This window comes from Streptomyces roseifaciens, from assembly GCF_001445655.1.
In the GTDB taxonomy this organism is placed as follows: Bacteria; Actinomycetota; Actinomycetes; order Streptomycetales; family Streptomycetaceae; genus Streptomyces; species Streptomyces aureoversilis.
In genome coordinates, this window is sequence record NZ_LNBE01000003.1 from 492,061 (window position 1) to 515,281 (window position 23,221).

Annotated in this window: 19 protein-coding genes and 4 pseudogenes; 18 read left to right on the plus strand and 5 right to left on the minus strand. The window is 70.0% G+C overall.

Features of this window, described 5'->3' with window-relative positions; all coding sequences use genetic code 11:
- Window positions 1-143: 143 nt before the first annotated feature.
- The 11 genes and pseudogenes from AS857_RS37370 (at window position 144) to AS857_RS08165 (ending at window position 10,637) form a co-directional block, all read left to right on the plus strand.
- Window positions 144-939: pseudogene (locus AS857_RS37370) on the plus strand (IS5 family transposase).
- Between the two features lie 420 nt (window positions 940-1,359).
- Window positions 1,360-1,617 (plus strand): hypothetical protein, encoded by a 258-nt coding sequence (locus AS857_RS39495; protein ID WP_144440757.1) that lies wholly within the window; start codon window positions 1,360-1,362, stop codon window positions 1,615-1,617.
- A 160-nt stretch (window positions 1,618-1,777) separates the two neighbouring features.
- Window positions 1,778-2,122, plus strand: a pseudogene (locus tag AS857_RS37375) (transposase); the annotation flags it as partial.
- Between the two features lie 204 nt (window positions 2,123-2,326).
- Complete coding sequence (locus AS857_RS41145) at window positions 2,327-4,957, plus strand: hypothetical protein (RefSeq protein WP_245699685.1); 2,631 nt, start codon at window positions 2,327-2,329, stop codon at window positions 4,955-4,957.
- A gap of 201 nt (window positions 4,958-5,158) precedes the next feature.
- Window positions 5,159-5,317 carry a hypothetical protein gene (locus AS857_RS40605; RefSeq protein ID WP_216823960.1) on the plus strand — a complete coding sequence of 53 codons (159 nt, stop codon included), beginning with the start codon at window positions 5,159-5,161 and terminating at the stop codon, window positions 5,315-5,317.
- Window positions 5,318-5,358: 41 nt separating this feature from the next.
- Window positions 5,359-5,655, plus strand: a pseudogene (locus AS857_RS41150) (IS3 family transposase); the annotation flags it as partial.
- A gap of 304 nt (window positions 5,656-5,959) precedes the next feature.
- Window positions 5,960-7,171, plus strand: a complete 1,212-nt coding sequence (locus AS857_RS08150) for a site-specific integrase (RefSeq protein WP_245699687.1) — start codon at window positions 5,960-5,962, stop codon at window positions 7,169-7,171.
- 20 nt (window positions 7,172-7,191) lie between these two features.
- A pseudogene (locus tag AS857_RS42055) lies at window positions 7,192-7,978 on the plus strand (alpha/beta fold hydrolase); the annotation flags it as partial.
- A 794-nt stretch (window positions 7,979-8,772) separates the two neighbouring features.
- Window positions 8,773-9,150, plus strand: a complete 378-nt coding sequence (locus AS857_RS42060) for a carboxymuconolactone decarboxylase family protein (protein WP_420823943.1) — start codon at window positions 8,773-8,775, stop codon at window positions 9,148-9,150.
- Window positions 9,151-9,176: 26 nt separating this feature from the next.
- Complete coding sequence (locus AS857_RS08160) at window positions 9,177-9,818, plus strand: MBL fold metallo-hydrolase (protein ID WP_173864734.1); 642 nt, start codon at window positions 9,177-9,179, stop codon at window positions 9,816-9,818.
- Window positions 9,819-9,857: 39 nt separating this feature from the next.
- On the plus strand, window positions 9,858-10,637 hold the full coding sequence (locus AS857_RS08165; protein ID WP_058042458.1) for an exodeoxyribonuclease III: 780 nt from the start codon (window positions 9,858-9,860) through the stop codon (window positions 10,635-10,637).
- Window positions 10,638-10,703: 66 nt separating this feature from the next.
- On the opposite strand, the gene AS857_RS08170 is transcribed toward AS857_RS08165, so the two are convergent.
- A complete protein-coding gene (locus tag AS857_RS08170) occupies window positions 10,704-12,572 on the minus strand; it encodes an SGNH/GDSL hydrolase family protein (protein ID WP_058042459.1) in 1,869 nt (622 codons plus the stop codon).
- A 148-nt stretch (window positions 12,573-12,720) separates the two neighbouring features.
- Between AS857_RS08170 and AS857_RS08175 the strand changes: the two genes are divergently transcribed.
- Window positions 12,721-13,161, plus strand: a complete 441-nt coding sequence (locus AS857_RS08175; RefSeq protein WP_058043997.1) for a DUF6278 family protein — start codon at window positions 12,721-12,723, stop codon at window positions 13,159-13,161.
- A gap of 81 nt (window positions 13,162-13,242) precedes the next feature.
- On the opposite strand, the gene AS857_RS08180 is transcribed toward AS857_RS08175, so the two are convergent.
- On the minus strand, window positions 13,243-14,058 hold the full coding sequence (locus AS857_RS08180; RefSeq protein ID WP_058042460.1) for a GntR family transcriptional regulator: 816 nt from the start codon (window positions 14,056-14,058) through the stop codon (window positions 13,243-13,245).
- A gap of 209 nt (window positions 14,059-14,267) precedes the next feature.
- On the opposite strand from AS857_RS08180, the gene AS857_RS08185 reads away from it, so the two are divergent.
- The 4 genes from AS857_RS08185 to AS857_RS08200 all read left to right on the plus strand — a co-directional run bounded on the left by AS857_RS08185 (window position 14,268) and on the right by AS857_RS08200 (window position 17,627).
- The gene (locus AS857_RS08185) at window positions 14,268-15,011 is read left to right on the plus strand and encodes an amino acid ABC transporter ATP-binding protein (RefSeq protein ID WP_058042461.1); all 744 of its coding nucleotides are present in this window, start codon (window positions 14,268-14,270) and stop codon (window positions 15,009-15,011) included.
- A gap of 18 nt (window positions 15,012-15,029) precedes the next feature.
- On the plus strand, window positions 15,030-16,031 hold the full coding sequence (locus tag AS857_RS08190) for a glutamate ABC transporter substrate-binding protein (RefSeq protein WP_079110174.1): 1,002 nt from the start codon (window positions 15,030-15,032) through the stop codon (window positions 16,029-16,031).
- An 88-nt stretch (window positions 16,032-16,119) separates the two neighbouring features.
- Complete coding sequence (locus AS857_RS08195) at window positions 16,120-16,764, plus strand: amino acid ABC transporter permease (RefSeq protein ID WP_058042462.1); 645 nt, start codon at window positions 16,120-16,122, stop codon at window positions 16,762-16,764.
- Entirely contained in the window at window positions 16,761-17,627 is an 867-nt protein-coding gene (locus AS857_RS08200) for an amino acid ABC transporter permease (protein WP_058042463.1), read from the plus strand. The genes AS857_RS08195 and AS857_RS08200 overlap by 4 nt, the downstream gene beginning before the upstream one ends.
- Before the next feature lie 20 nt (window positions 17,628-17,647).
- Here the strand turns inward: AS857_RS08200 and AS857_RS08205 are convergent, their stop codons facing one another.
- The 3 genes from AS857_RS08205 to AS857_RS08215 all read right to left on the minus strand — a co-directional run bounded on the left by AS857_RS08205 (window position 17,648) and on the right by AS857_RS08215 (window position 19,894).
- A complete protein-coding gene (locus tag AS857_RS08205) occupies window positions 17,648-18,016 on the minus strand; it encodes a cupredoxin domain-containing protein (RefSeq protein WP_079110413.1) in 369 nt (122 codons plus the stop codon).
- Window positions 18,017-18,191: 175 nt separating this feature from the next.
- Entirely contained in the window at window positions 18,192-19,382 is a 1,191-nt protein-coding gene (locus AS857_RS08210) for a globin domain-containing protein (RefSeq protein WP_058042465.1), read from the minus strand.
- Between the two features lie 71 nt (window positions 19,383-19,453).
- Window positions 19,454-19,894 (minus strand): RrF2 family transcriptional regulator, encoded by a 441-nt coding sequence (locus AS857_RS08215; RefSeq protein WP_058042466.1) that lies wholly within the window; start codon window positions 19,892-19,894, stop codon window positions 19,454-19,456.
- Window positions 19,895-20,030: 136 nt separating this feature from the next.
- On the opposite strand from AS857_RS08215, the gene AS857_RS08220 reads away from it, so the two are divergent.
- Window positions 20,031-20,933: an SGNH/GDSL hydrolase family protein gene (locus AS857_RS08220; protein ID WP_245699693.1), complete on the plus strand. Its 903-nt coding sequence runs from the start codon at window positions 20,031-20,033 to the stop codon at window positions 20,931-20,933.
- Window positions 20,934-21,275: 342 nt separating this feature from the next.
- Entirely contained in the window at window positions 21,276-23,126 is a 1,851-nt protein-coding gene (gene ggt, locus AS857_RS08225; RefSeq protein ID WP_107105536.1) for a gamma-glutamyltransferase, read from the plus strand.
- Window positions 23,127-23,221: the final 95 nt, after the last annotated feature.

The window sequence follows — 23,221 nt, forward strand, 5'->3', positions numbered from 1 at the left end:
GCCGCCTACGAGCAGTCTGCATTCCCGGGGTCTTCGAACCTGCGACACCCGCTTTAGAACCCCTAACGCAACATGGGTCGCCGTGTCCTCCGGGCGGGTATGTCGGTTGCTTGGGTGCGAGCGAGCGAAATCCTCAACCATGGGTGGTTGACGACGAGTTGTGGTTGAGGATCGAGCCGTTACTGCCGTCGTCGCCGCGTGGGCACCGGCAACCCGGGCGGAAGAGGGTGCTGGAGGACCGGCAGGTGCTGCACGGCATCCTGTTCGTCCTCTACACCGGCATCCAGTGGGAATGGCTGCCCCAGGAGCTCGGGTTCGGCTCGGGGATGACCTGCTGGCGGCGGCTGCGGGACTGGAACGACGCCGGGGTGTGGCAGCGGCTGCACGAGGTGCTCCTGGACGAGCTGCGGCCGGCCGCCTGGACCTGTCGCGGGCGTTGATCGACAGCTCCCATGTCCGGGCGCTCAAGGGCGGCCCAAAACCGGACGGAGCCCGGTCGACCGGGGCCGGCCGGGCTCCAAGCACCACGTGATCTGCGACGCCACCGGCATCCCACTGGCCGTGACCCTGACCGGCGGCAACCGCAACGATGTCACCCAGCTGATGCCCCTGCTGGCAGCGATCCCGCCCATCCGCGGCAAACGCGGCCGGCTCCGCCGGCGGCCGAAGGAGATCTACGCCGACCGCGGCTACGACCACGACTGCAACCGCCGCCAGGTCTGGGCACGAGGCATCAAGCCGGTCATCGCCCGCCGCGGCACCCCGCACGGATCCGGACTGGGAACCAAGCGATGGGTCGTGGAACAGACGATCGGACTGCTGCACTGGTTCAAACGCCTGCGCATCCGCTGGGAAGCCCGGGACGACATTCACGAGGCGTTCCTCAAGCTCGCCTGCTCGCTGATCTGCCGGCGACGCCTGCGAACCACGTTGCGGTAGGAGTTCTAAGCCCGCGCCCCGACGCGCCCAGCCGCCACGGCGAGGGACTGGCCTCCCGCCACCGCCAGCACCTGACGGTTTTACCGGTGCGTCCCAGTACCGCGATCGAGCTCTCTGCCCGACGGTAAGATCACCGCTCGTATACCGGAAGGCGGGGTCGCCGCAGCGCCTGCCGACCTGTGCCGAGGGCCGAGGGGGAGGGGCAGGATGCCCGAGGGGAACGGATAGCTCAGCCCGTCATTCGAGCGCATCCTTCTCCCGCCTGCGGTCACAGAGGCCTTCGCCGACCTGACCCTTCCCGTTGAACGATCCCGGTTTCTTGCCGACTTCCCGCTCTGGCACGTCACCGAGACCCGCTGGGACACCCTCGCCCAAACGGCCGATGTCCGCTACCGCGAGCTGACGGGGGACCATCCCGTTGTGCCGACCAAGGCTGCCATTTCGTTGAGACACGACCTCGAACCCGGCAGCCTCTACCTGCGGGACTCCACACATGAGCTGCACCTACTGCGCCCGTTCCTGACGGGCGAGGTCTGCCCGGTTTGTCGCGCATGGTCGACCTTCCACGCCGATCTCGTCCCCAAGGGCGGAGTACAGCTGAAAAGCCTTGAACACGGGCATGTGCTACACCAGCCCGCAGGCAAGTCAAAGGCGTTGGTCGACGTCGGTCTACTCTGACGTGCGGCCGTCCACTTAACTAGCGCAACCGCCTCACACGGCGCAGACCCCGACTTCACGGGGTCTGCGCCCCTCTCGCCCTAGGGTGGTCAGATGATCCAGGCCCCTTACCGATTCTCCGTGGCAGACCTGGAACGGTGCACAATCTCCGTCGGTCATTGGTCGAGCCACCCGACCAATGACCATGCAGGCCGGGGACTTGGGCCTGGCGATCACCAAAGTCCGCACCAGGTCGTTCTTCCCGAGCTTGCTGGAGTGCAGACGCCGCATCGATCGGGCCCTCTACCCAATGCTCATGGAGACCGTGTCCACTGGCAGTGTCGATGGCCTGGTCAAAGGACTGGGCGGCGATACAGGAATATCCAAGTCCGCGGTCGCGAGGGTCTGCCAGGATCTCGACACCGAGCTGAGCGTGTTTCGCCCCCGGCCCCTAGACCACATCACCCCCTGTCGTGCTCGCTCGGCTTGTCGGATCCCGTCTCAGTTGTGCGCCCCAAGGAGCGGCGGCCTGGGCGAGCCGGAGGTGTGTCAAGACGGTCCCTGGACGCTTGCAGTACCCGCCTCAACCGCTGCGGCAACCCTCAAGACCCGTCGGCGGAGGTGCTGACTGGCCTGTCGATGACTCGGGTTGCCCGCTTCCGGGCACTTCGTCACGGCAACGCCGAGCTGTTTGGCTGCGCAGGGGGCTGCGCTGTGCCGTAATGATTCCGTGGATCTGAACTCGCTGCGGAAGCTCGTTGAAGGCCAGCTCCTACGGTTCGAGGGCAACGCCTTTCAGGACTGCATGGACCGATTCGGCCTGGAGATGTACCCCGGGGATTACCAGCCGGTGAGGGCAGCCGGCCCGAAGGGCGATACCAAGAACGACGGTTACTGCCCGAAAGCCCGCGTGTTCTTCGCGGCGCACGCGACACGAGCCGAGCGGATCGATAGGACGAAGGCAAAGATCCGCAGCGACCTGGCGGGCTGCCTCAAGGAGCACCGAGATGTGAAGGTGTGGCGTTTCCTCACCAACGACACCCTGCCCGGCGAGGTTGACCAGTTCGTCGACAACGAGCTTCGCCCCCTCTACGCCAGCGTCACCATAGAGGTATGGGGACTCAGGACACTCGCGAATGAGATTTGCAGGCTCACCCGGTTGCAGGTCGACCGGGTCCTCGACGTCAACACGGACACGGAGCGCTGGCCCGCTCCGAACGGAGACTCTGGCCGTGGAGACCGTGCCGTCTATTCCGGAAGACCGGTTGAGGAATTAACGGACCCCCATGCGCTTGAAGTACATAAACCTATTGTGGTGCAAAATGCCCCGATCGGCCTCCCAGTATACATAGCACGCAGCCATGACGTAGTCCTCCGGCAGGAATTGGCCTCTCCGGGATCCGCGCTCGTCGTCCTCGTCGGCGGGTCCTCTTCAGGGAAGACGCGCGCCGCATACGAAGCTGTCAGGTCGATGAGTGGCTGGATGCTTCATCATCCGATCTTCCCCAGCCGGAGTAGTGCCCTGATAGAAGTGCTGCAGTCAGAATCTGTCGCTCCGCAGACAATCATCTGGCTGAACGAGCTACAAGACTATCTGATGACCGACACGGGAGAGGTGGCGGCCTCTGCGATACGGAAGGCGTTGCTTAGTCATAGGGACGTGAAGTTCGTGGCCACCATCTGGCCGCGGTACTGGCAAGACATTACAGATCCGGGTCGACCTTTTCCTGGAGGCAGGGAACTTCTCGCTAACCAGGCAATACGCGTCGACATTGACACCGAGTTTCGGGGCGATCTCCTCGTATCAGCTGCACAATCCGATATGCGTTTCAAGATGGCACTGGCATCCTCACCTACGAGGGTCACACAGTATCTCGCGGCCGGCCCTGCCCTGCTTGATTTCTTCAAGGATTGCAAGGATCGGAATCCCGGCGCCTGGGCCGTGCTATGCGCTGCGATGGACGGGCACATAGCGGGGCATCCTCAATTTGCGACTTCAGGATTCCTAGCTGATGCCGCACCCGGATACCTGACCGATGAGGAATGGGGAGCAGTCGGCGACGACTGGTTCGAAGGAGCGCTTGCCTGTGTAACGGCCGAACTTCGCGGCGCGATCCGGCCTCTTGCGAGGATCCGTCCTAGGGGTGGCCGGAGCTCCGGAGTCTACTATCGTCTTGCCGACTACTTGGTTCAATATTCCCAACAGGAACGGCGCGAGAGTCCCGTGCCGCGCAGTTTCTGGGATGCCGTTCTGCAGCACGCCGGCGACCCGGTGGCTGCATCCGTTTTTGCTCGGGCCGCTGGCGACAGAGGAATGCACAAAGAGGCAGCTGAGCTCTGGATGCCGCTGGCCCTGGACGGCGACTCGGGTGCGCTCCATGAGCTGCTGCAAAATCCCACGGTAACTAGTGAAGATATATTGCCACTGGCGCATGCCGCCATTGATGCTATCTCGCTGTGTGACACTATGGGGCTCGGCTGGATGCTCATCGAGTTTTATCATCACGAATCCCTGAAAGCGCGTCTCGTGGATCGAATCAGTCGAAGCCCGCATGATTTGAGGATCGGTCCCCCTATTGATATGGGGCAGATCCTGGAGGAACTTGACGCGGCCCATCATGGTGAAGCCGTTCGAGTCTACTCCCAAACCATTCGATCCCAGCTTGCGTCGATAGACGCGTCGGATTTCTGGTCATTTTCTGCGCTCTCAGGCGCCCTTCTTCGGTCGGAAGTCTGGGAGGCCAACGAAGTAGGAAGGGCCCTCGCGCGCTCCTATTTCCTAGGCCGCAAGATGGAGGTCACGAATCTCGCCTATTTTCTGGCGCATCTGACTGGCCACCTAGACAGCGACGCGGAGTTCATAGACGAGGTGCGGGCCGAGCTAAATTCGCGCATAGATGAAGTCGACGTCACAGAAGTCATCTCGCTTCATCCAGCGATTGTTAACCTCTTCAATGCGGGCGAGGATGAACTCGGGAACATTCTGATCGCGCGTGCCTCCGAGGCCGTCGACACCATGATCCTGGGAAGCTCATATGCGCCACTGGAATTGATGGAACTGCTGTACGGGCGAGGGGACCTTGATACGCTTAAGCATCTTGCGTTGCGAATCGCCAAAGATTTTGATCCGATGCTGTCGCATGCAGCCCTGACCTCTCTTATTCGCCTGCGTAAGGTGGAATGTCATGAGGCGTTCGCCATCATGGCCAAGCGCATGGCGACGACCGGGCCGGTTCTTCCGGTAGCGGGCGCGGAAGACTTGGTGACCTTCTATGAACGGACAGGTCTAGCGGAACTTCGCGATGCCTATGCGACGCGCCTTCTCAATTTTCGACGCCACGAGGGGGCGGGAACTGTTTAGGGGGTGTTGTCTAGCGATCTTGAGTGCATCCTCCAGTACGGTTCACCTCCGCCCGAGCGGAGGGGGCCTGCCGCACGATGGGGTGACATCTGAACTAGCTTGCTCTGTGAGGAAGTTGGGAAGAATACCACTGTGCCCAAGCCTTATGCCGGAAGAGTCCCGCCAGGGTGTCGTCCGTGTCGCGCGGAACCGCGGCCCGGCGTGACGGTCGAGCAGCTGGCCGCCGACTTCGGAGTCCACGCCATGACGCTGTGGAAGTGGATGCGCCGCGCGGACATCGACGACGGGGCAAAGCCCGGAACATCCAGTCAGGAGAGCGTGGAACCAAGGGAGACGCGTCGGTGGATCAAGCGGCCCTGAACAATGCTGTTGCCCGCCGCGACAACGTCGCCGGGTGAATTGTCCACAGCGATCGCGGGTCGCAGTTTCGGTCAGGGAAGTTCGTCCGGGCCCTCGCCGGCCACCAGATAGCCGGTTCGATAGGGAGAGTCGGGGCGGCAGGCGACAACGAAGTCATGGAGTCGTAGAAGAACGTCCTCGATCGCCGAGAGTGGGCCACCCGTGAGGAACTACGAATCGCGATCGTGACCTGGGCCGAGAGGAAGTATCACCGACGCCGCAGACAAGCCTTGTTCGGTCGGATGACCCCTGTCGAGTTCGAGATTGTTATGACTACACCGGCCCTCCGGGCTACGTGACCACACCTGTCACCCAACCCTGCAGCAGACCCGTGGTCGATATGGCAGGGGTGGGCAAGGTCTCGTTCTGCAGGGCGATACATAGCAGGTGATCCCCGGTTACCGAAACCGGGGATCGTCCCGATGATTGAGGGTGTTCACACTCGGCTGTGCTTGCCAGCGGAGCCGGGGTGAATGAAGCAGACAACGCTGCAAACCCCGGACGAGGAGAGTGCTGTTGTCTGCTGCCCTGATGACCGTGGTGCCCTTCGCTGAAAGACAGCGTCGGCACTGCCGATGTGGAGTTTCCACGCCCTCAAGGAGAGTGAACATCCTGTCTCAACCGATCAAGAAGCTGCCGCCGAACGCGAAGGGCCAGGTCCGGTACCGGTTTGTGGTTGACGTCGGGACCGACCCGGCCACCGGGAAGCGCAAGCAGCTGACCCGTACCCTCGGCACGCTCAGGGAGGCGAAGGCCGAGTACGCACGTATCACGGTCCGTCGCCACGAAGGGGCGCTCGTGCCACGCAACAAGATGACCGTGAACGAGTGGCTCGACCAGTGGCTCGCCAAGAAGGCGGAAGACCTGGAAGAGACCACGATCTCCACCTACAGGGTGACCCTGGACCGTGTCCGAGGCAGGCTTGGGCATATCCGGCTCCAAGAGCTCACCGAGGACGATGCCGAGGCGTGGATGCTGTGGGCGCTGCGGGAGGGCCGCGTACGTGCCACGAAGGCCGGTCCCGGTCTTGGGGTTACCTCGGTAGAGATGTCCCTCACGAGGCTGAAGGAAGCCCTCAACCGGGCCGTGGCGCGGCGCCTGGTCGCGGTGAATGTGGCCCAGGAGGTCAGGATCCCCCGAAAGGTGTGCAAGGCGGAGCGGCAGGCGAAGGCCGAGGTGCCGCCCTGGAGTGTCGCGGAGGTCCATGCCTTCGTACGCGCGGTGAGGGATCACCGGCTGTACGCCCCGCTCTGCCTGTCGTTGATGGGTCTGCGCCCGGCGGAGGTCTGCGGCATGCGTTGGGCCGATCTGGATTTGGAGCCAGCCACCCTGGCCGTTGCCAACACGCGCACGTTGATGGGGAACAAGACCGTGGTCGAGAAGGATACGAAGTCGCTTACCGGGGAACGGGACCTCCCGCTGCCCGTTCTGGTCAAAGAGGCCCTCCGGAGCTTCAAGGGTACCCAGGCTGCTGAGAAGCGGGCGGCGGGGCAGGCGTACGAGGACAGCGGGTACGTGCTGCTGGACGAACTCGGGACGCCGCTCAATGTGCGGCAGTTGCGTGAGCAGGCGTACAAGGTCATGGCCGAGAACGCGCTGCGGCGGGTCCGTTTGTACGATGCCTGCGCCAGTTGCTTCACCTACCTGGCGAACAATGGGGTCCCTGATCATCTCCTCGCCCGTTGGGCGGGGCACACCGATGTGAGGACCACGAAGCGCTGGTACGTGAAGCCGGACGTGGAAGATCTTCGTGCGGCGGCGAATGCCTGGAGTGGTCTCACCGGTCTCCCGACCCCTGTGGTGAGAGAGGTGTGAGACGTGGGAGCCTGGGACGGGTGAGCGAGACGACGAAGACCCTGCAGCACCGCTTTGACGGGCCCGAAGACGCACCAGTCCTGGTTCTGGGCCCCTCTCTGGGCACCACCTGGCACATGTGGGACCGCCAGATACCCGAGCTGACCCGGCACTGGCGGGTGCTCCGCTTCGACCTGCCCGGCCACGGTGGCGCCCCCGCCGCGCCCGCCGCCACCGTCGACGACCTCGGCGACCGGCTCGTCGCCACGCTCGACTCGCTCGGCGTCGACCGCTTCGGCTACGCCGGCTGCTCCCTCAGCGCCGCCGTCGGCATCGACCTGGCCCTGCGCCACCCGCACCGGCTCGCCTCCCTCGCCCTCGTCGCCGCCTCCGCCCGCTACGGCACCGCCGACTCCTGGCGGCAGCGCGGCGCCGGGGTCCGCAGGGACGGCCTCGACCCCGTCGCCCGCTCCGCGCCCGAGCGCTGGTTCACCGCGAACTTCTCCGGCGCCCAGCCCGCCATCGTCGACTGGGCCGTACAGATGGTCGGCACCACCGACACGTACTCCTACATCGCCGCGTGCGACGCGCTGGCCGCCTTCGACGTACGGGCCGAGCTGACCCGCATCAGCGTGCCGACGCTGGTCATCGTCGGCGCCGAGGACACCACGACGCCGCCCGCCGACGCGCGCGTGCTGGTCGCGGGCATCCACGACGCGAAACTGGCCGTGGTGCCCGGTGCGTCGCACCTGGCCCCCGTGGAACAGCCGTCGGCGGTGACGGACCTGCTGGTCCGCCATTTCACGACGGCCTGGCAGATGTCGACGCAGCAGGGGCTGTCGGCGGTGACGGGGGCGTCTCCGACGCAGGGCACGGCGGGTGCGGCGGGGACGACAGGGGCGGGAGGTCCGGCCGCCGGTGCACCCGGCGCGGGCTTCGGTGCCCCGGGGTCCGGCGCGGGCGGGGCTTTCGGCACGGGCGCGCCGTCCGGCGGCCCGGGAACCGGTACCGCTTCGGCCATGCCCCCGGGCACGGGTCAGGACGGCACGAACCCGGCCTTCGGCGCACCGGGCTCCGGTACGGGCGGCGCCTTCGGCGGCCCGGGTGCGGGCGCGGGCTTCGGCGCGCCGGGGGCCGCCGACACCGGCGCGACTCCGCCCGGTGCGGGCGCGGGCTTCGGCGCGCCGGGGGCGGGTTCCGCCGCTCCGGCTCCCGGCATGCCCGCCCCTGCGGGTCCCGGCGCTTCCGGGCCGGGTGGACCGGGGGCTTCCGGTACCGGGTTCGGCTCGGTGGGGCGGGGGCCTGGTGCCCAGGACGCCGCGGGTCCTGGAGCTTCCGGATCTGGTGCGGGTACCTCGGGATCTACGGGTACGGGTACGGGCGCGGGTGCCGGGCCGGTGGGGCAGGGGGCCGGTGCGTATGAGCCCGTAGGCAGCGGCGCTTCCGGTCCGGGCGCGCCCGGAGGGATACCCGGGCCGGCGCCGGCCGGTGGCGGGTTCGGGGCCGTGGGTCTGCCCGCTCCCGGGGCGGGGCTGCCCGGCATGGCCTTCGGCGCGCCCGGCGGCGGCTCGGCCGCCCCCGGCGCCGGCGCCCCGCGCGGGTTCGGGCCGCCCCCGGCGGACATGCACGGCCCCGCCGACGACCGCGAGCGCGGCGAGCGCATCCGCCGCGAGGTCCTCGGCGACGAGCCCGTCGACCGGGACGGCTTCACCGGCGACTTCCACGACCTCGTCACCCGCTCCGCCTGGGGCGGCGCCTGGTCCCGGCCCGGTCTCGACCGCCGTACCCGGGCCCTGATCACCCTGACCGCCCTCACGGCCCGCGGCCACGTCGACGAGATCGCCCCGTACACCCGCGGAGCGCTCCGCAGCGGCGTCACCCCCGACGAGATCAAGGAGACGCTGCTGCACACGGCCGTCTACTGCGGCCTGCCGGCCGCGGGCGCCGCGTTCGCCGCCGCGCAGCGTGTCATCGCCGAGGAGGCGGGCTCCGGGGCGTAGCAGCAGGGGCGTAGCAGTATGGGCCCATGGAGCTGAAGCTGACGAAGAAGAGCCACGCGTGCGTCCGCCTGGAGAAGGACGGCCGCACGCTCGCCATCGACCCCGGGGCCTTCAGCGAGGCGGACGCGGCCGTCGGCGCCGACGCGATCCTCGTGACCCACGAGCACCCCGACCACTTCGCCGAGGACCGGCTGCGGGCCGCGCTGGAGGCGAACCCCGCGGCCGAGCTGTGGACGCTGCGCAGCGTCGCGGAGCAGATCGCCCCGGCCTTCCCGGGGCGGGTGCACACGGTGGGGGAGGGGGACGCCTTCACGGCGGCGGGTTTCGACGTGCAGGTGCACGGGCAGCTGCACGCCGTGATCCACCCGGACATCCCGCGGATCACGAACGTCGGCTATCTCGTGGACGGTTCGGTCTTCCACCCGGGCGACGCGCTGACGCTGCCGGACGTGCCGGTGGACACGCTGATGCTGCCGGTCATGGCGCCCTGGAACAAGATCTCGGAGGTCATCGACTACGTGCGGGAGCTGGCGCCGCGCCTCGCGATCGACATCCACGACGCGCTGCTCACCGACCTCGCGCGGCCGGTCTACGACCGGATGCTGACGCCCGCCCGGGTGGGTGCCGAGCACGCCAGGCTGGCGCCCGGGGAGACCGTGACCCTCTGAGGCACGAGGAATGTCGGACCCGGCCGTTAGGGTTGCTCCATGCGCATCGCCACCTGGAACGTGAACTCGATCACCGCCCGTCTCCCGAGGCTGCTGGCCTGGCTGGAGAGCAGCGGCACGGACGTGCTGTGCATACAGGAGACGAAGTGCGCGGAAGATGCCTTCCCGTTCGAGGAGCTCCGCGAGCTGGGCTACGAGGCCGCGGTGAACGCCACCGGCCGGTGGAACGGCGTGGCGATCGTCTCCCGGGTGGGCCTGGAGGACGTGGTGAGCGGTCTGCCGGGCGGCCCCGACTACGACGGCGGGCAGGAGCCCCGCGCGATCTCGGCGACGTGCGGGGGCGTCCGCGTCTGGTCGGTCTACGTGCCCAACGGCCGGGAGGTCGGCCACGACCACTACGCGTACAAGCTCCGCTGGCTGGAGACCCTGCGGGACGCCGTCGCCGCCGATGCGGAGGGCGAGCGCCCGTTCGCCGTCCTCGGTGACTACAACATCGCCCCCACCGACGAGGACGTCTACGACCCGGCCGTCTTCGAGGGTGCCACGCACGTCACCCCGGCCGAGCGGGCGGCGCTCGGCGCCCTGCGCGACCTGGGCCTGTCCGACGTCGTGCCGCGCCCGCTGAAGTACGACCGCCCGTACACGTACTGGGACTACCGCCAGCTGTGCTTCCCCAAGAACCGGGGCATGCGCATCGACCTCGTCTACGGCAACACCCCCTTCGTGAAGGCGAAGCAGGACGCGTTCGTCGACCGCGAGGAGCGCAAGGGCAAGGGCGCCTCGGACCACGCCCCGGTCGTCGTCGACCTGGACGTCTGAGCCCGGGCGCCCCGCCCGCCGCGCTCTCCCGCCCGCGCCGCCGCGCACTGCCGGCGGCGGGCGTGGTCAGGTCAGCTGGCGCAGGTCGATCGCGTCGCTGAACGCCTTCATGCCGGCGTCGTTGGGGTGCAGGTGGTCCCCGCCGTCGTAGGCCGGAAGCATCCGGTCCGGCTGCTGCGGGTCCCGGATGGCCGCGTCGAAGTCGAAGACGGCGTCGTACGTACCGCCGCCGGCCAGGATGTGCCGGTTGATGGCGGTGCGCTGGGCCTCGGCGTCCGGCGTGCAGTCGTAGAAGCCTCCGCAGGGCGCGATGGTGGCGGCGACGACCCGCAGCCCGCGCTCGTGGGCGCGCGCCGCGATCTCCTTGAGCCCGGCGATGACCTGCTCGGCCTTAGTGCCGGACCGGATGTCGTTGACGCCCTCGAAGACGATGACCGTACGGGCCGAGGTCTGCGCCAGCACGTCCCGCTCCAGCCGGTGCTGGGCGCTGACGCCGCTCATGATGGTGCTGGTCCCGTCGCCGGGGTAGCGGTCGGTCACCACGCGGTTGCCGGAGATCCCGTGGTTGAGGATCCCGAACCGCGGCACGCCGTGCTGCCCTCGCAGCCGCCGCGCCAGCAGGTCGGGCCAGCGGCCGTTGGCGCCGGGCGTCGACCGCTCGCCGTCGGTGATGGAGTCGCCCAGCGTCACCACGGACCCGGGCCCGTCCGCGACGTCCACGCCCGTCAGCAGCGGCCACGTGGCGAGCGTGCCGGTGTACGCGCCCGCGCCGCGCTCGCCCGTCCGGTCGCCGCTGCCGTCGCCGGTGAGGTAGGAGACCTGGCTGGTGTAGCTGTGCACGGGCACGGCCGGCACCGTGCCGGGCAGGTGGATGCTCACCAGCAGGTTGGTGTCCTCGGGCACCCGGAAGCCCAGCGGGTCGCTGAACGCCTGGGCGCCGGCGGGGATCACCGTGCCCGGCCGCCCGCCGAAGGCCAGGGCCCGCGGCGCGCCGGCCGTGGCCGCGCCCTTGCCCTGCAGGGCGACGGTGGCGTGGCCGATCCGCACCGGGCGCGGCGCGAAGGTGTTCTCCAGCCGGATGCGCGTCGAGGGTCCGCCGGCGCTGCTGTGCACGACGAGCCGCAGCGTGCGGTCCGTCCACGGCCCGACGGCCGCGTAGCCGGAGGTGGAGGCGGCCCAGGTGCCGGTCCAGCCGCGGGAGCCGCCGCGCAGCGCGAGCGAGAACACGTGCAGGTCGCGCTCGGGCCCGGGATCCTGCGGCAGCACGACGGATTCGACGTCGCGGCCGGGCGCGAGCGGCACGGACACCGTGTACAGCCGGGTGGTCGCGGTCTTCCGCCCGCTGCCCGTGTTGAGGTGGGGGAGTCCGACGGCCTTCGTGGTCAGGAGGCCGCCGCGCCAGTCCGGTGCGGCCAGCCGGTAGGTGCTGCGCGAGCCGTCGCGGTAGCGCACCGTGCCGGTGCCGGCGGCGTCGCCGCCCGGCGCGCCCTTGGTCGTGCCGGCGACGAGGAACGTCAGGGCCTCCCCGCGGCCGCCGAGCCGGACGGCCTGGCCGGCGGCGCGGACGTTGTCGGGCTTCCCGGGGGCGGAGCGGGGCCAGTGCAGCCGGGCGCCGTCGAAGGCGAGTTCGCGGCCGGGCGTCCAGCCGGCGGCCGTGAGGTCCTGGGCGGAGAGGGAGTTGCCGGCGCCGTCGAAGTCGGCACCGCCGGGGCGGGCGTCGTCGCTGACCCCCCGGTTGTCGAAGAGCCGCTCCAGCGGGAGCGGCTCTCTGTCGGGTTGCGCACCGGGTTGTGTGCCGGCGGCGAGCGCCGGAGTGTTTGCGGCAGCGACGGCGCAGGCGGCGCCCACGATCCCCACCGCGGCGGCCCGGGCCGCAGCCCGTGCCGCCGTCCACCGTCTGTGCCGTTTCCCGCCCGGTGTCTGCGTTCGGAGCATGTGTCTCATGCCTCCCTTGGTTCCCCGCTCGGTCAGTGGCTGCATGAAGCTAAGGAGACGCATGGGCAACGTCAAGGAGGCCATCCGGTCACGTCGGGCGCCGCGCGCCTGTGGTGGGGCCATCCGTGCGAGTGCGATCCTGTCCGGTATGAACATTCCCTTCTTGGACAGTTGGCGAAAGCGACACGGACCGGGGCGCGGCGCGGCACTGGCGAACGCGGTCGACCGCGACCCGGAAGGTCTTGCGGAGCTGCTGTCCGAGTGCGAACTGCTGCGCACGCACGCGCAGTCCGCAGGGGTGGTGCTCGACGACTCCCCCGCTTCCCTGGAGGCGCTGGACCAGCTGCAGCCGCGCTGGCGGGACGACCCGGAGCTGGTGCCCTGGCTGGGCAACGACGCGGGCCTCTATCTGGGCACGGTCGTCATCCGTACGGTGCCGGGCGCGGGGTGGTGGATCTGGCCGGACGGCCAGCCGGTGGTGCGGCTCGCCAATGGCCGGGAGGTCGACGTGGTCGAGGCGGGCCGGGAGTGGGCGGCCGACGGCGCACCGGAGCTGTCGCAGCTGTACGCGGAGCTCGCGGAGAACTGACCGGGCGAGCGGGGCGGGGCGGCCAGGGGGCGGCGGGGCAGGACAGGGGCGGGCCGGGGGCGGCGGGCCGGGGGAGCGGTCTCAGCTGGTGAAGGCGATGTCGTACTCGACCCGCCAGCGGTCGGCGCGCACGACGATGTCGGAGGTCTCCACGGCCCGCCCGTCGCCGTCGAAGTGCGTGCGCTCGATGACTGTGACGCAGCTGCCCGCGGCGCAGCCGAGCGCCTCGGCCTCCGGCGTGCTCGCCGGCCGGGAGCCCACGAGCTCCCTGGCCCGCACGACCCGGATGCCGATGGCCGCGAGCCGCCCGCGGACACCGCGCCGGGCGTAGGGGCCGCGCTCGGGCAGGGCGACGTCCGTGCCCTCGGTGATGGCTAGCGGCTCCCAGCTGGTGGCGAGCTGCACGGGGTGCCGGTTGGCCAGATATTCGTAGTGCGTGCAGAGCACGCGGGTGCCCACGCCGATGTGGAGCCGCTCGGCGATCCGCTCCGGGGCGGCGGTCTCGGTGGACGACGCTTCCCACGTAAGGGTGGTGTTGCGGGCCGTGCCGCCGTCGGGCGGGGGCTGCCGGCCGGACTGCTCGCCCCGGCGCGGGACGGGCGGCCCGTACCCCCGGATCTGGGCGGCGAAGGGGGAGTCGACGGCTCCGGTGGAGCGGAGCAGGCTGCCGAGGGGCGCCCGGTCGGTGACGAACACACCCCGCCCGAACTGGCCTTCCGCGTACCCGGCGGCCTTCAGCACGCGCACCGCCCGGTCCACGGTCTGGTCGCTCGCGGCGTAGGTGCGCTTGAGCTCGGAGCGGGAGGGGATGCGCTCGCCCACGGCGAGCCCGCCCTCGTCGATGCGCCGGCGCAGATCGTCCGCGATGCGCTGGTAGACGGGCCTGCTGTCGCCCACCCCCGGCTCCTTTCCCCCGAGTTCCCCCAGTCCGTCCCCCTCAGGCTAGGTACCCAGGCCCGGTCTGTGTACCTAGGGCAAATGGCGGGCAATGCGCAACGAATACCCATATGAATGCGTGTCATGGCTGAAGTCCCCTATGGAGGGGAATAGCTTGCCCGGATGGTGAGCGTCGACCCGAAGAGCGCGGAGAGTGGGCGGGACTGGGCATGGCCGTCGATCCCCTGATCGAACTACGTGGTGTCAACAAGCACTACGGCAAGCTGCATGTCCTGCGGGACATCGACCTCACCGTCGGCAAGGGCGAGGTGGTCGTCGTCATCGGCCCCTCCGGCTCCGGCAAGTCCACCCTGTGCCGGGCCATCAACCGGCTGGAGCCCGTCGAGTCCGGCACCATCCTCCTCGACGGGCGGCCGCTGCCCGAGGAGGGGCGCGAGCTCGCCAAGCTGCGCGCCGAGGTCGGGATGGTCTTCCAGTCCTTCAACCTCTTCGCCCACAAGACCGTGCTCGCCAACGTCTCCCTGGCGCCGCTGAAGGTCCGCAAGCGGTCCAAGGAGGACGCCGACCGCCGCTCGCGCGAGCTGCTGGAGCGCGTCGGCCTGCTCGCCCACGCGGACAAGTACCCCGCCCAGCTCTCGGGCGGTCAGCAGCAGCGGGTGGCCATCGCCCGTGCCCTGGCCATGGATCCGAAGGTGATGTTGTTCGACGAGCCGACGTCCGCGCTCGACCCGGAGATGATCAACGAGGTGCTGGAGGTCATGCAGCAGCTCGCCCGGGACGGCATGACGATGGTCGTCGTCACCCACGAGATGGGCTTCGCCCGCTCCGCCGCCAACCGCGTGGTCTTCATGGCCGACGGCCGCATCGTCGAGGACCGCTCGCCCGAGCAGTTCTTCACCGCACCCGAGAGCGAGCGCGCCAAGGACTTCCTCTCCAAGATCCTCAAGCACTGAGCGGGGAGTGCTGCGCACATGAACAGGCATGGGAAGCGGAACGGCCAAGAGAAGCGGAACGGGCAGGAGAGGCGGAACGGGCAGGAGAACCGGCGCCTTCCAGGAGCCCGCACACGGGGCCGCCGGGCCGCCGGCCTGGTCCTCGCCGGGCTCGCCCTGCTCGCCGCCGCCTGCGGCAAGCCCGGCAGCCCGCCCGTCAAGGGCCCCAAACCCGAAGAGCTGCCCGTCTATACGGTCGACAAGGCCTTCCAGCTCCCCGACTCGCCCACCTGGCGGGCGGCGAAGGCCCGCGGCCACCTGGTCGTCGGCGCCAAGGAGGACCAGCCCTACCTGGGCGAGAAGGACCCCGCCACCGGCGTCTACTCCGGCTTCGACATCGAGATCGCCCGCATGATGTCCGCCTCCCTGGGCTTCGACCCCAAGACCATCCGGTTCCGCACCATCGCCTCCGCCAACCGCGAAACCGCGCTCCAGAACGGCCAGATCGACTACTACGTCGGCACCTACACCATCAACGCCCTGCGCAAGAAGCAGGTCGGTTTCGCCGGGCCGTACTACATCGCCGGGCAGTCGCTGCTGGTCCGCACCGACGAGACGGACATCAACGGGCCCCAGGACCTGGCGGGCAAGCGCGTCTGCTCGGCCGCCGGCTCCACCCCGCTGCAGCGCATCCAGCGCGAGTACCCCAAGGCGATCGCCGTCGCGTACGACACCTACTCGGTCTGCGTCGACAACCTCCTCAGCCTCCAGGTCGACGCCGTCACCACCGACGACACCATCCTCATGGGCTTCGCGGCCAAGGCCCCCGACGAACTGAAGATCGCCGGGAAGCCCTTCTCCAAGGAGCCCTACGGCATCGGCGTGCCCCGCGGCGACAACGCCCTGCGCTTCGCCCTGGACGACGCCATCCAGGCGCACGAGAAGAACGGCGACTGGAAGAAGGCGTACGACGCGACGCTCGGCCTCTCCGGGGTGCCCGCCCCGGCGCCGCCCGCCGTCGACCGCTACCCGGCGAGCTGAGGAGCCCCGTGCTGCATTCTCCCGGGGAACACCCCCCGATCCCCCGGCCGGAACGGCCCGCCCGTCACCTCACCGGGAGGCGCCCGCTGTGAACGTGCTCACCGACAACCTCTCCCTCTACGGCGAGGGCCTGCTCGGCACCGTGGAACTCACCGTCTACGCCTCGCTGCTCGCCCTCGTCCTGGGCTTCGTGATGGCCTCCTTCCGGGTCGCCCCCGTCGGCTCCCTGCGGGTCTTCGGCACGGTGTGGGTGACGGTGCTGCGCAACACCCCGCTGACGCTGCTGTTCTTCGCGGTGCTGCTCGGCCTGCCGCGGTTCGGCGTCGTCCTGCCCTTCGAGCTCTTCGCCGTCCTCGCCCTCGGCTGCTACACGTCGGCCTTCATCTGCGAGGCCCTGCGCTCGGGCATCAACACCGTGCCGACCGGGCAGGGCGAGGCGGCCCGCAGCCTGGGCATGACCTTCGCGCAGACCCTGAGCCTGGTCGTGCTGCCGCAGGCCTTCCGCTCCGTCATCCCGCCGGTCGGCTCCACCCTGATCGCGCTCGCCAAGAACTCCGCGATCGCCGGGTCGTTCAGCGTGACCGAGCTCCTCGGCACGTACAAGCCGCTCAACGAGCTCGGCTACAGCGTCATCTGGTCCTTCATCTGGATCGCCGTCGGCTATCTGATCGTCACCCTGTCCATCAGCGCGATCTTCAACGTGCTGGAGAAGCGCTGGGGAGTACCCCGATGACCGACACCGCGCTCTACGACATCCCCGGGCCGATGGCCCGGCGGCGCCACCTGATCTACGGGCTGGTCTCCACCGCCGTGATCCTGGCGATCGTCGCCGGGATGATCTACCTGCTGTTCGACACCCACCAGTTCACGGCGGAGAAGTGGCGGCCCTTCGCGTACGTAGGCATCCAGGAGCTGCTGCTGCGCGGCCTCGGCAACACGCTCAAGGCCTTCGCCTACGCCGCCGTGCTCTCCCTCGCGCTCGGCGGGCTGCTCGCCTCGGGCCGGCTGTCCGAGCACCGGATCGTGCGCTGGACCGCCACGCTCTTCGTGGAGTTCTTCCGGGCCATGCCGGTCCTGGTCATGATCTTCTTCGTCTTCGTGGCCCTCAAGGTCCAGCCGCTGCCGGCCCTCGTCACCGGGCTCACCCTCTACAACGGCTCGGTGCTCGCCGAGGTCTTCCGCAGCGGGGTGAACTCCGTCGACCGCGGCCAGCGGGAGGCGGCGTACGCCCTCGGGATGCGCAAGACGCAGGTGATGACCCACGTCCTCGTGCCGCAGGCGGTCCGCGCCATGCTGCCGACGATCATCAGCCAGCTGGTCGTGGCGCTCAAGGACACCTCGCTGGGCTTCCTGATCACCTACGAGGAGTTCCTGCACGCGGGCAAGCTCATCGCCAGCAACCTCGACTACGGGCTGCCCTTCATCCCCGTCGTCATGGTCATCTCCCCGATCTACATCGGCATGTGCATGCTCCTGTCGTGGTTCGCGACGTGGGTGTCCAGGCGCCAGCGCCGCAGCCTGAAGACGAAGGCGGTGGAGGTCGCCCCGGCAGAGCCCGGCACCCTGCTGCCGGGCGCCGGGCAGATCCATCCGTGACCGTCACAGATCTGTGAGGGTCACGGCGTGACGGTCACGGTGCCGGTCATGCCCGACCCCGCGTGCGGGATGCAGTGGTAGCGGAAGGTCCCCGGGGTGGGGAAGGACACCGGTGGGGACGCCTGGCCGGAGGCGACCGAGAAGTTCCAGCCCGGGGAGTCGGACGTCGTGGTGTGCGTGCTGCCGCTGTTATTGACCCAGGTGACCGTGTCACCGGCTCTGACGGTCACCGTCTGCGGGACGAACTGGAAGTTCACCATCAACACCGTGTGCGCGGCGAAGGTCCTGCTCTCGGCGGCCGTGGGACCGGCCGTGAGCGCCCCCAGCGACAGGACCGTCAGCAGTGCGGCGAAGAGGCGGAGGAACGAGCGAACGGGTGAGCGTGCCATGAGGCCCTCCTCGGACGTGCGTGCGCTGAAGCTGCCCTCCGCCGGATGCGGCAACCGTCCGTCACTCGAATGTGCTACCGAAAAGGGGCCTCGGTGCACGGTGGGGCGCCGGTGGGTGACGGCGCCGCTCGCCGTGTGAAGCGTCCTTCCTCGTGTCACGCGTCCGCTCGCCGTGTCACGCCTCCGTGCCCAGCCACAGGTCCGGGCCGAAGACCTCGTAGTGGATGTCCGCGGCCGTGACCCCCGCCGCCAGGAGCTGCGTCCGGGCCGAGCGGAGGAAGGGCAGCGGGCCGCAGAGGTAGGCGGTGGTGCCCGCGGGGATGCCGATGCGGGAGAGGTCGGCGTAACCCGTGCGGTCGGCGGGCCAGTCGCCCTCGGGCTGCTCGTACCAGATGTGCGCGACCGCGTCCGGGAGCTTCTCCGTGAGCTGCAGAAGGTCGGCGCGGAAGGCGTGGGTGGCCTCGCTGCGGTCGGCGTGGACGGCGATCACGCGGCGGCGCGAGCCGGTCGCGGCCAGGTGGGAGAGCATCCCGGTCATCGGGGTGCACCCGATGCCGGCCGAGGCCAGCAGGACGGGGGAGGTGCCCTCGCCGAGGGTCACGTCCCCGCAGGGCGCGCCGACCATCAGCGTGGTGCCCACGCGCGCGTGGGCGTGGAGGTGGTGGGAGACCTCGCCGTCCGGGTCGCCGGTCACGCGCTTGACGGAGAACTGCAGGGCGTCGTCGGGGTGGCCGGAAAGGCTGTACTGGCGGATCTGCCGCGCACCGTCCGGGAGCTCCGTCCGGACCGAGACGTACTGCCCGGGGCGGGCGGCGGGCAGCGGGTGGCCGTCCAGCGGCTGGACCAGGAAGGTCGTGACCTCCGCGGTCTCCTCGATGCGGCCGGTGACGCGGTACGGCCGGAAGGCGTCCCCGGCGGCGGCGCCGGCCTGCTCGTACAGGCGGCCCTCCAGGGCGATGAGGGCGTTGGCCATCAGCCAGTAGACCTCGTCCCAGGCGGCCGCCACCTCCTCGGTGACCGCCTCGCCCAGCACCTCCGCGATGGCGGCGAAGAGGTGCAGGTGGACGACGTGGTACTGCTCGGGGGCGATCCCCAGCGAGACGTGCTTGTGGGCGATGCGCGCGAGCATCGCGTCGGGGCGGGTCCCCGGGTGCTCGAGCAGGGCGGTCGCGAAGGCGGCTATGGAGCCGGCGAGGGCCTGCTGCTGGGTGCCGTTCGCCTGGTTGCCGCGGTTGAACAGGTCGCGCAGGAGCTCGGGGTGGGCGGCGAAGAGCTTGTCGTAGAAGAGCGGGGTGATCTCGCCGATGGCGCCGCCGACGGCGGGGAGGGTGGCGCGGACGATCTCGGTCGACTTGGGGGACAGCATCGGCGCTCCTTAATTGGCATCTTGAATGCATATTTTTGGTCGTGCGAAGGACCGAGGGGGCGGGAGGGGCTTCAGTCCTGCGGGCGCGTGCCGAGGCTCAGCAGGACCGGGCCGGTCGGCGGTCCGGTCAGCTCCTCGACCGTGAGGGGGTCCAGGGTGGCGTAGAACGCCTCCTGTGCGTTCCGCAGGGCCCCGCGCAGCCGGCAGGCCGCGCGCAGCGGGCAGGGTGGATCGTCCTCGCACCCGACGACGTCGCCGGTGCCTTCGAGCTCGCGCACCAGCCGGCCGACGGAGCCCGTCCGCCCGGCGGTGGTGAGGGTGAGTCCGCCGCCGCGGCCCCGGCGGGCCTCGACGACGCCCAGGTGCTGCATCCTGCTGACCACCTTGGCGGCATGGGTGTACGGCACGCCGATCGCCTCGGCCACCTCGCGGGTGGTCGGGCTGTCGTCGCCGGTCACGGCCAGGCGCATGGCGATGCGCAGCGCTATGTCGGTGCTCTTGGTCAATCGCACATCTGCACTCTACCTAATCCGATTCTCGCACTCCAATTTAACCTCGGGTCGTCAGTTGACAGACGGTCACCGCCCGGCGAGTCTGACGTCCGCGATCATCGCAAGACGTACACCGGACAATTTCATGGAGGCACTGGTGGCACACGCGCACAAACGTGGTGGGCGGTACGGGAAGGGACTCGCGGCGCTCGGCGCGGCGGCGGCCCTGGCGGCGTCCTTCGCCGGCACTGCGACGGCGGCGGACGCCGAGGCGACCGCGACCCCCGCGGGCGGCCAGCGCTACGTCGCCCTCGGCGACTCCTACACCTCCGCCCCCGGCGTCCCCGAGCAGAGCGGCGGCGACTGCGCCCGCTCCAGCGTCAACTACCCGGCGCTCACCGCGAAGGCCCTGCACCAGACGTCCTTCAAGGACGTCAGCTGCAGCGGCGCCAAGACCGACGACATGTGGCGCGCCCAGGGCGACAACCCGCCGCAGCTCAACGCGCTCGGCCGGAACACCCGCCTCGTCACGCTCGGCATCGGCGGCAACGACATCGGCTTCGGCGACATCATCGGCACCTGTGCCCAGCTGTCCGTCACCGACCCGGCCGGCGCCCCCTGCCGCACGAAGTACACCGAGGGCGGCACCGACCAGCTCACCGGCCGCATCGCCGACGCCGCGCCCAAGGTCGCCAAGGTGCTGAAGGACGTGCACAAGCGCGCCCCCTACGCGCGCGTGGTGCTCGTCGGCTACCCGGCGATCATGCCGGAGGACGGCGTCGGCTGCTTCCCGGCCGTGCCGATCGCCGCGGGCGACGTCCCCTACCTGCGGGACACCGAGAAGAAGCTCAACACGATGCTGCAGGGCGAGGCCCGCAAGGCCGGCGTCCGCTTCGCGGACACCTACAAGCCGACCCTCGGCCACGACGTGTGCAAGCCCACCGCGGACCGCTGGATCGAAGGCGCCCAGCCGGAGAACCCGGCCGCCCCGTTCCACCCCAACGCCAAGGGTGAGGCGGCCATGGCCACCGCGGTGACGTCGGCGGCCCGCGGCCGCTGACGCGCCGCGATGTCGGTGTTCGGCGGTGCCGTACGGGCTGAGGCCTGTGCGGCACCGCCGTTCGCGTTGGGTGGGGGTTGCGCGCCGTGGCGGCGGGGGTGGCTTGTTGTGCAGGCTCCTGCGAGTGCGCAGGCTGTTTCCTTCCGCTGCAGCGGTGGCGCGCCACGATGTCGGTGTTCGGCCTGTGGGGCACCGCCGTTCGCGTTGGGTGGGGGAGTCCGCCGTGCGGGATTGCGCGGGCGCGCCGGCCGGGCCGCCCGGCACCGCCGATTGCGTCCTGTGGGGTTGCGCGCCGCGGCGGCGGGGGTAGGCTCCGGGGCCCGCTCGCCGCTTGGAGGCAGAATGGCCCGCCCGAGAACGAAGAAGCCACCCCATCGACGTCTGCCCGTACTCGCCGCGGCGGCCTCCCTGGTCGTCGGACTCGGCGCCCTCCCGGCCGCCGCCCAGCCCGGCGGCCCGCCCGCCGAGTCGGGCCGCACCCCCGCCAAGACCCCCGTTGCCGCCGGCTACGGCGGCGCCGTGGCCAGCGTCGACGCCGACGCCTCGGCCGCCGGCATCGAAGTGCTCCGCAAGGGCGGCAACGCCGTCGACGCCGCCGTGGCCACCGCGGCCGCACTGGGCGTCACCGAGCCGTACTCCGCGGGCATCGGCGGGGGCGGCTACTTCGTGCACTACGACGCGAAGCGGCGCCAGGTCTCCACCATCGACGGCCGCGAACGCGCCCCGCTGAGCGCGGACAAGAACCTCTTCCTGGAGAAGGGGAAGCCGGTCCCCTTCGCCGACGCCGTCACCAGCGGCCTGAGCGTCGGCACCCCCGGCACCCCCGCCACCTGGGACACCGCCCTGCGCACCTGGGGCACCCGCTCGCTCGCCCAGGTGCTGCGGCCCGCCGAGCGCATCGCCCGCTCGGGCTTCACCGTCGACGCCACCTTCCGCCAGCAGACGGCCGACAACGAGGCCCGCTTCAAGGACTTCCCGGCGACGGCGAAGCTCTTCCTGCCCGGCGGCCGCCCGCCCTCCGTCGGCAGCACCCTCAAGAACCCCGACCTCGCCCGCACTTACGCGCTGCTGGGCGAGCGCGGCGTCGGCGCCCTCTACCGCGGCGAGGTGGGCCGCGACATCGTCCGGACCGTGCGCAAGCCGCCCGTCGACCCCGCCTCCGGGCGCGTGGCCCGCCCCGGCGACCTGACCGAGCGGGACCTGCGGGAGTACGCGGCGAAGCGCCAGGCGCCGACCCGCACGTCCTACCGCGGCCTGGACGTCTACGGCATCGGCCCCTCGTCCTCCGGCGGCACGACGGTCGCCGAGGCCCTCAACATCCTGGAGAGGAGCGACCTTTCGAAGCTCGACACGAAGACCTACCTGCACCGCTACATCGAAGCCAGCAGGATCGCCTTCGCCGACCGCAACCGCTGGGTGGGCGACCCGGCCTTCGAATCCGTGCCCACCAAGGCCCTCACCTCCCAGCGCTACGCCGACTCGCGCGCGTGCCTGATCAAGGACGGCGCGGTGCTCACCAGCCCGCTGGCGCCCGGCGACCCGCGCCGCCCGGCGCCCTGCGGCACCCACGGCAAGGCCGCACCCACCCCCTACGAGGGCGAGCACACCACCCATCTGACGGTCGCCGACAAGTGGGGCAACGTCGTCGCCTACACGCTCACCATCGAGCAGACCGGCGGCAGCGGCATCACCGTCCCGGGCCGCGGCTTCCTGCTCAACAACGAGCTGACCGACTTCTCCTTCGTCCCCGTCACCCCGGGCGTCCACGACCCGAACCTGCCCGGCCCGGGCAAGCGCCCGCGCTCGTCGGTGTCGCCCACGATCGTCCTCGACCACGGGCGGCCCGCGTTCGCCCTCGGCTCGCCCGGCGGCGCCACGATCATCACCACGGCGCTGCAGACCATCCTCAACCACGTCGACCGCGGGATGCCGCTCGTCGATGCGATCGCGGCGCCGCGCGCCAGCCAGCGCAACGCCGCCGCCACCGAGCTGGAACCGGGCCTGTGGAACAGCCCGCTGCGCGGCCGCCTGGAGGGCATCGGGCACGTCTTCAAGTCCAACCCCGAGATCGGCGCGGCGACCGGCGTCCAGCTGCTGCCGGACGGCCGGTGGGCGGCCGCCGCCGAACGGACCCGGCGCGGCGGGGGCTCGGCGATGGTGGTGCACCCGAGCGGGAAGCCGCCCGTGCGCTGAAATGCGCCCGGGCGGGTGAGGGAGGAGGGTGAATCACCGGCCCCCGTTCCGGTCAGGATCACCGGCATATGGCTGTGCACTGTGGGGAATCCGTT

What these genes read in the sequence shown, in the direction of transcription:
- AS857_RS08210 (WP_058042465.1), bottom strand. Translation starts at nt 19,382, where the DNA reads ATGCTGTCCCCCAAGTCGACCGAGATCGTCCGCGCCACCCTCCCCGCC.
- AS857_RS42060 (WP_420823943.1), top strand. Translation starts at nt 8,773, where the DNA reads ATGCACGGCCCCGCCGACGACCGCGAGCGCGGCGAGCGCATCCGCCGC.
- AS857_RS08200 (WP_058042463.1), top strand. Translation starts at nt 16,761, where the DNA reads ATGACCGACACCGCGCTCTACGACATCCCCGGGCCGATGGCCCGGCGG.
- AS857_RS08175 (WP_058043997.1), top strand. Translation starts at nt 12,721, where the DNA reads ATGAACATTCCCTTCTTGGACAGTTGGCGAAAGCGACACGGACCGGGG.
- AS857_RS08160 (WP_173864734.1), top strand. Translation starts at nt 9,177, where the DNA reads ATGGAGCTGAAGCTGACGAAGAAGAGCCACGCGTGCGTCCGCCTGGAG.
- AS857_RS08205 (WP_079110413.1), bottom strand. Translation starts at nt 18,016, where the DNA reads ATGGCACGCTCACCCGTTCGCTCGTTCCTCCGCCTCTTCGCCGCACTG.
- AS857_RS08185 (WP_058042461.1), top strand. Translation starts at nt 14,268, where the DNA reads ATGGCCGTCGATCCCCTGATCGAACTACGTGGTGTCAACAAGCACTAC.
- ggt (WP_107105536.1), top strand. Translation starts at nt 21,276, where the DNA reads ATGGCCCGCCCGAGAACGAAGAAGCCACCCCATCGACGTCTGCCCGTA.
- AS857_RS08170 (WP_058042459.1), bottom strand. Translation starts at nt 12,572, where the DNA reads ATGCTCCGAACGCAGACACCGGGCGGGAAACGGCACAGACGGTGGACG.
- AS857_RS08190 (WP_079110174.1), top strand. Translation starts at nt 15,030, where the DNA reads ATGAACAGGCATGGGAAGCGGAACGGCCAAGAGAAGCGGAACGGGCAG.
- AS857_RS08165 (WP_058042458.1), top strand. Translation starts at nt 9,858, where the DNA reads ATGCGCATCGCCACCTGGAACGTGAACTCGATCACCGCCCGTCTCCCG.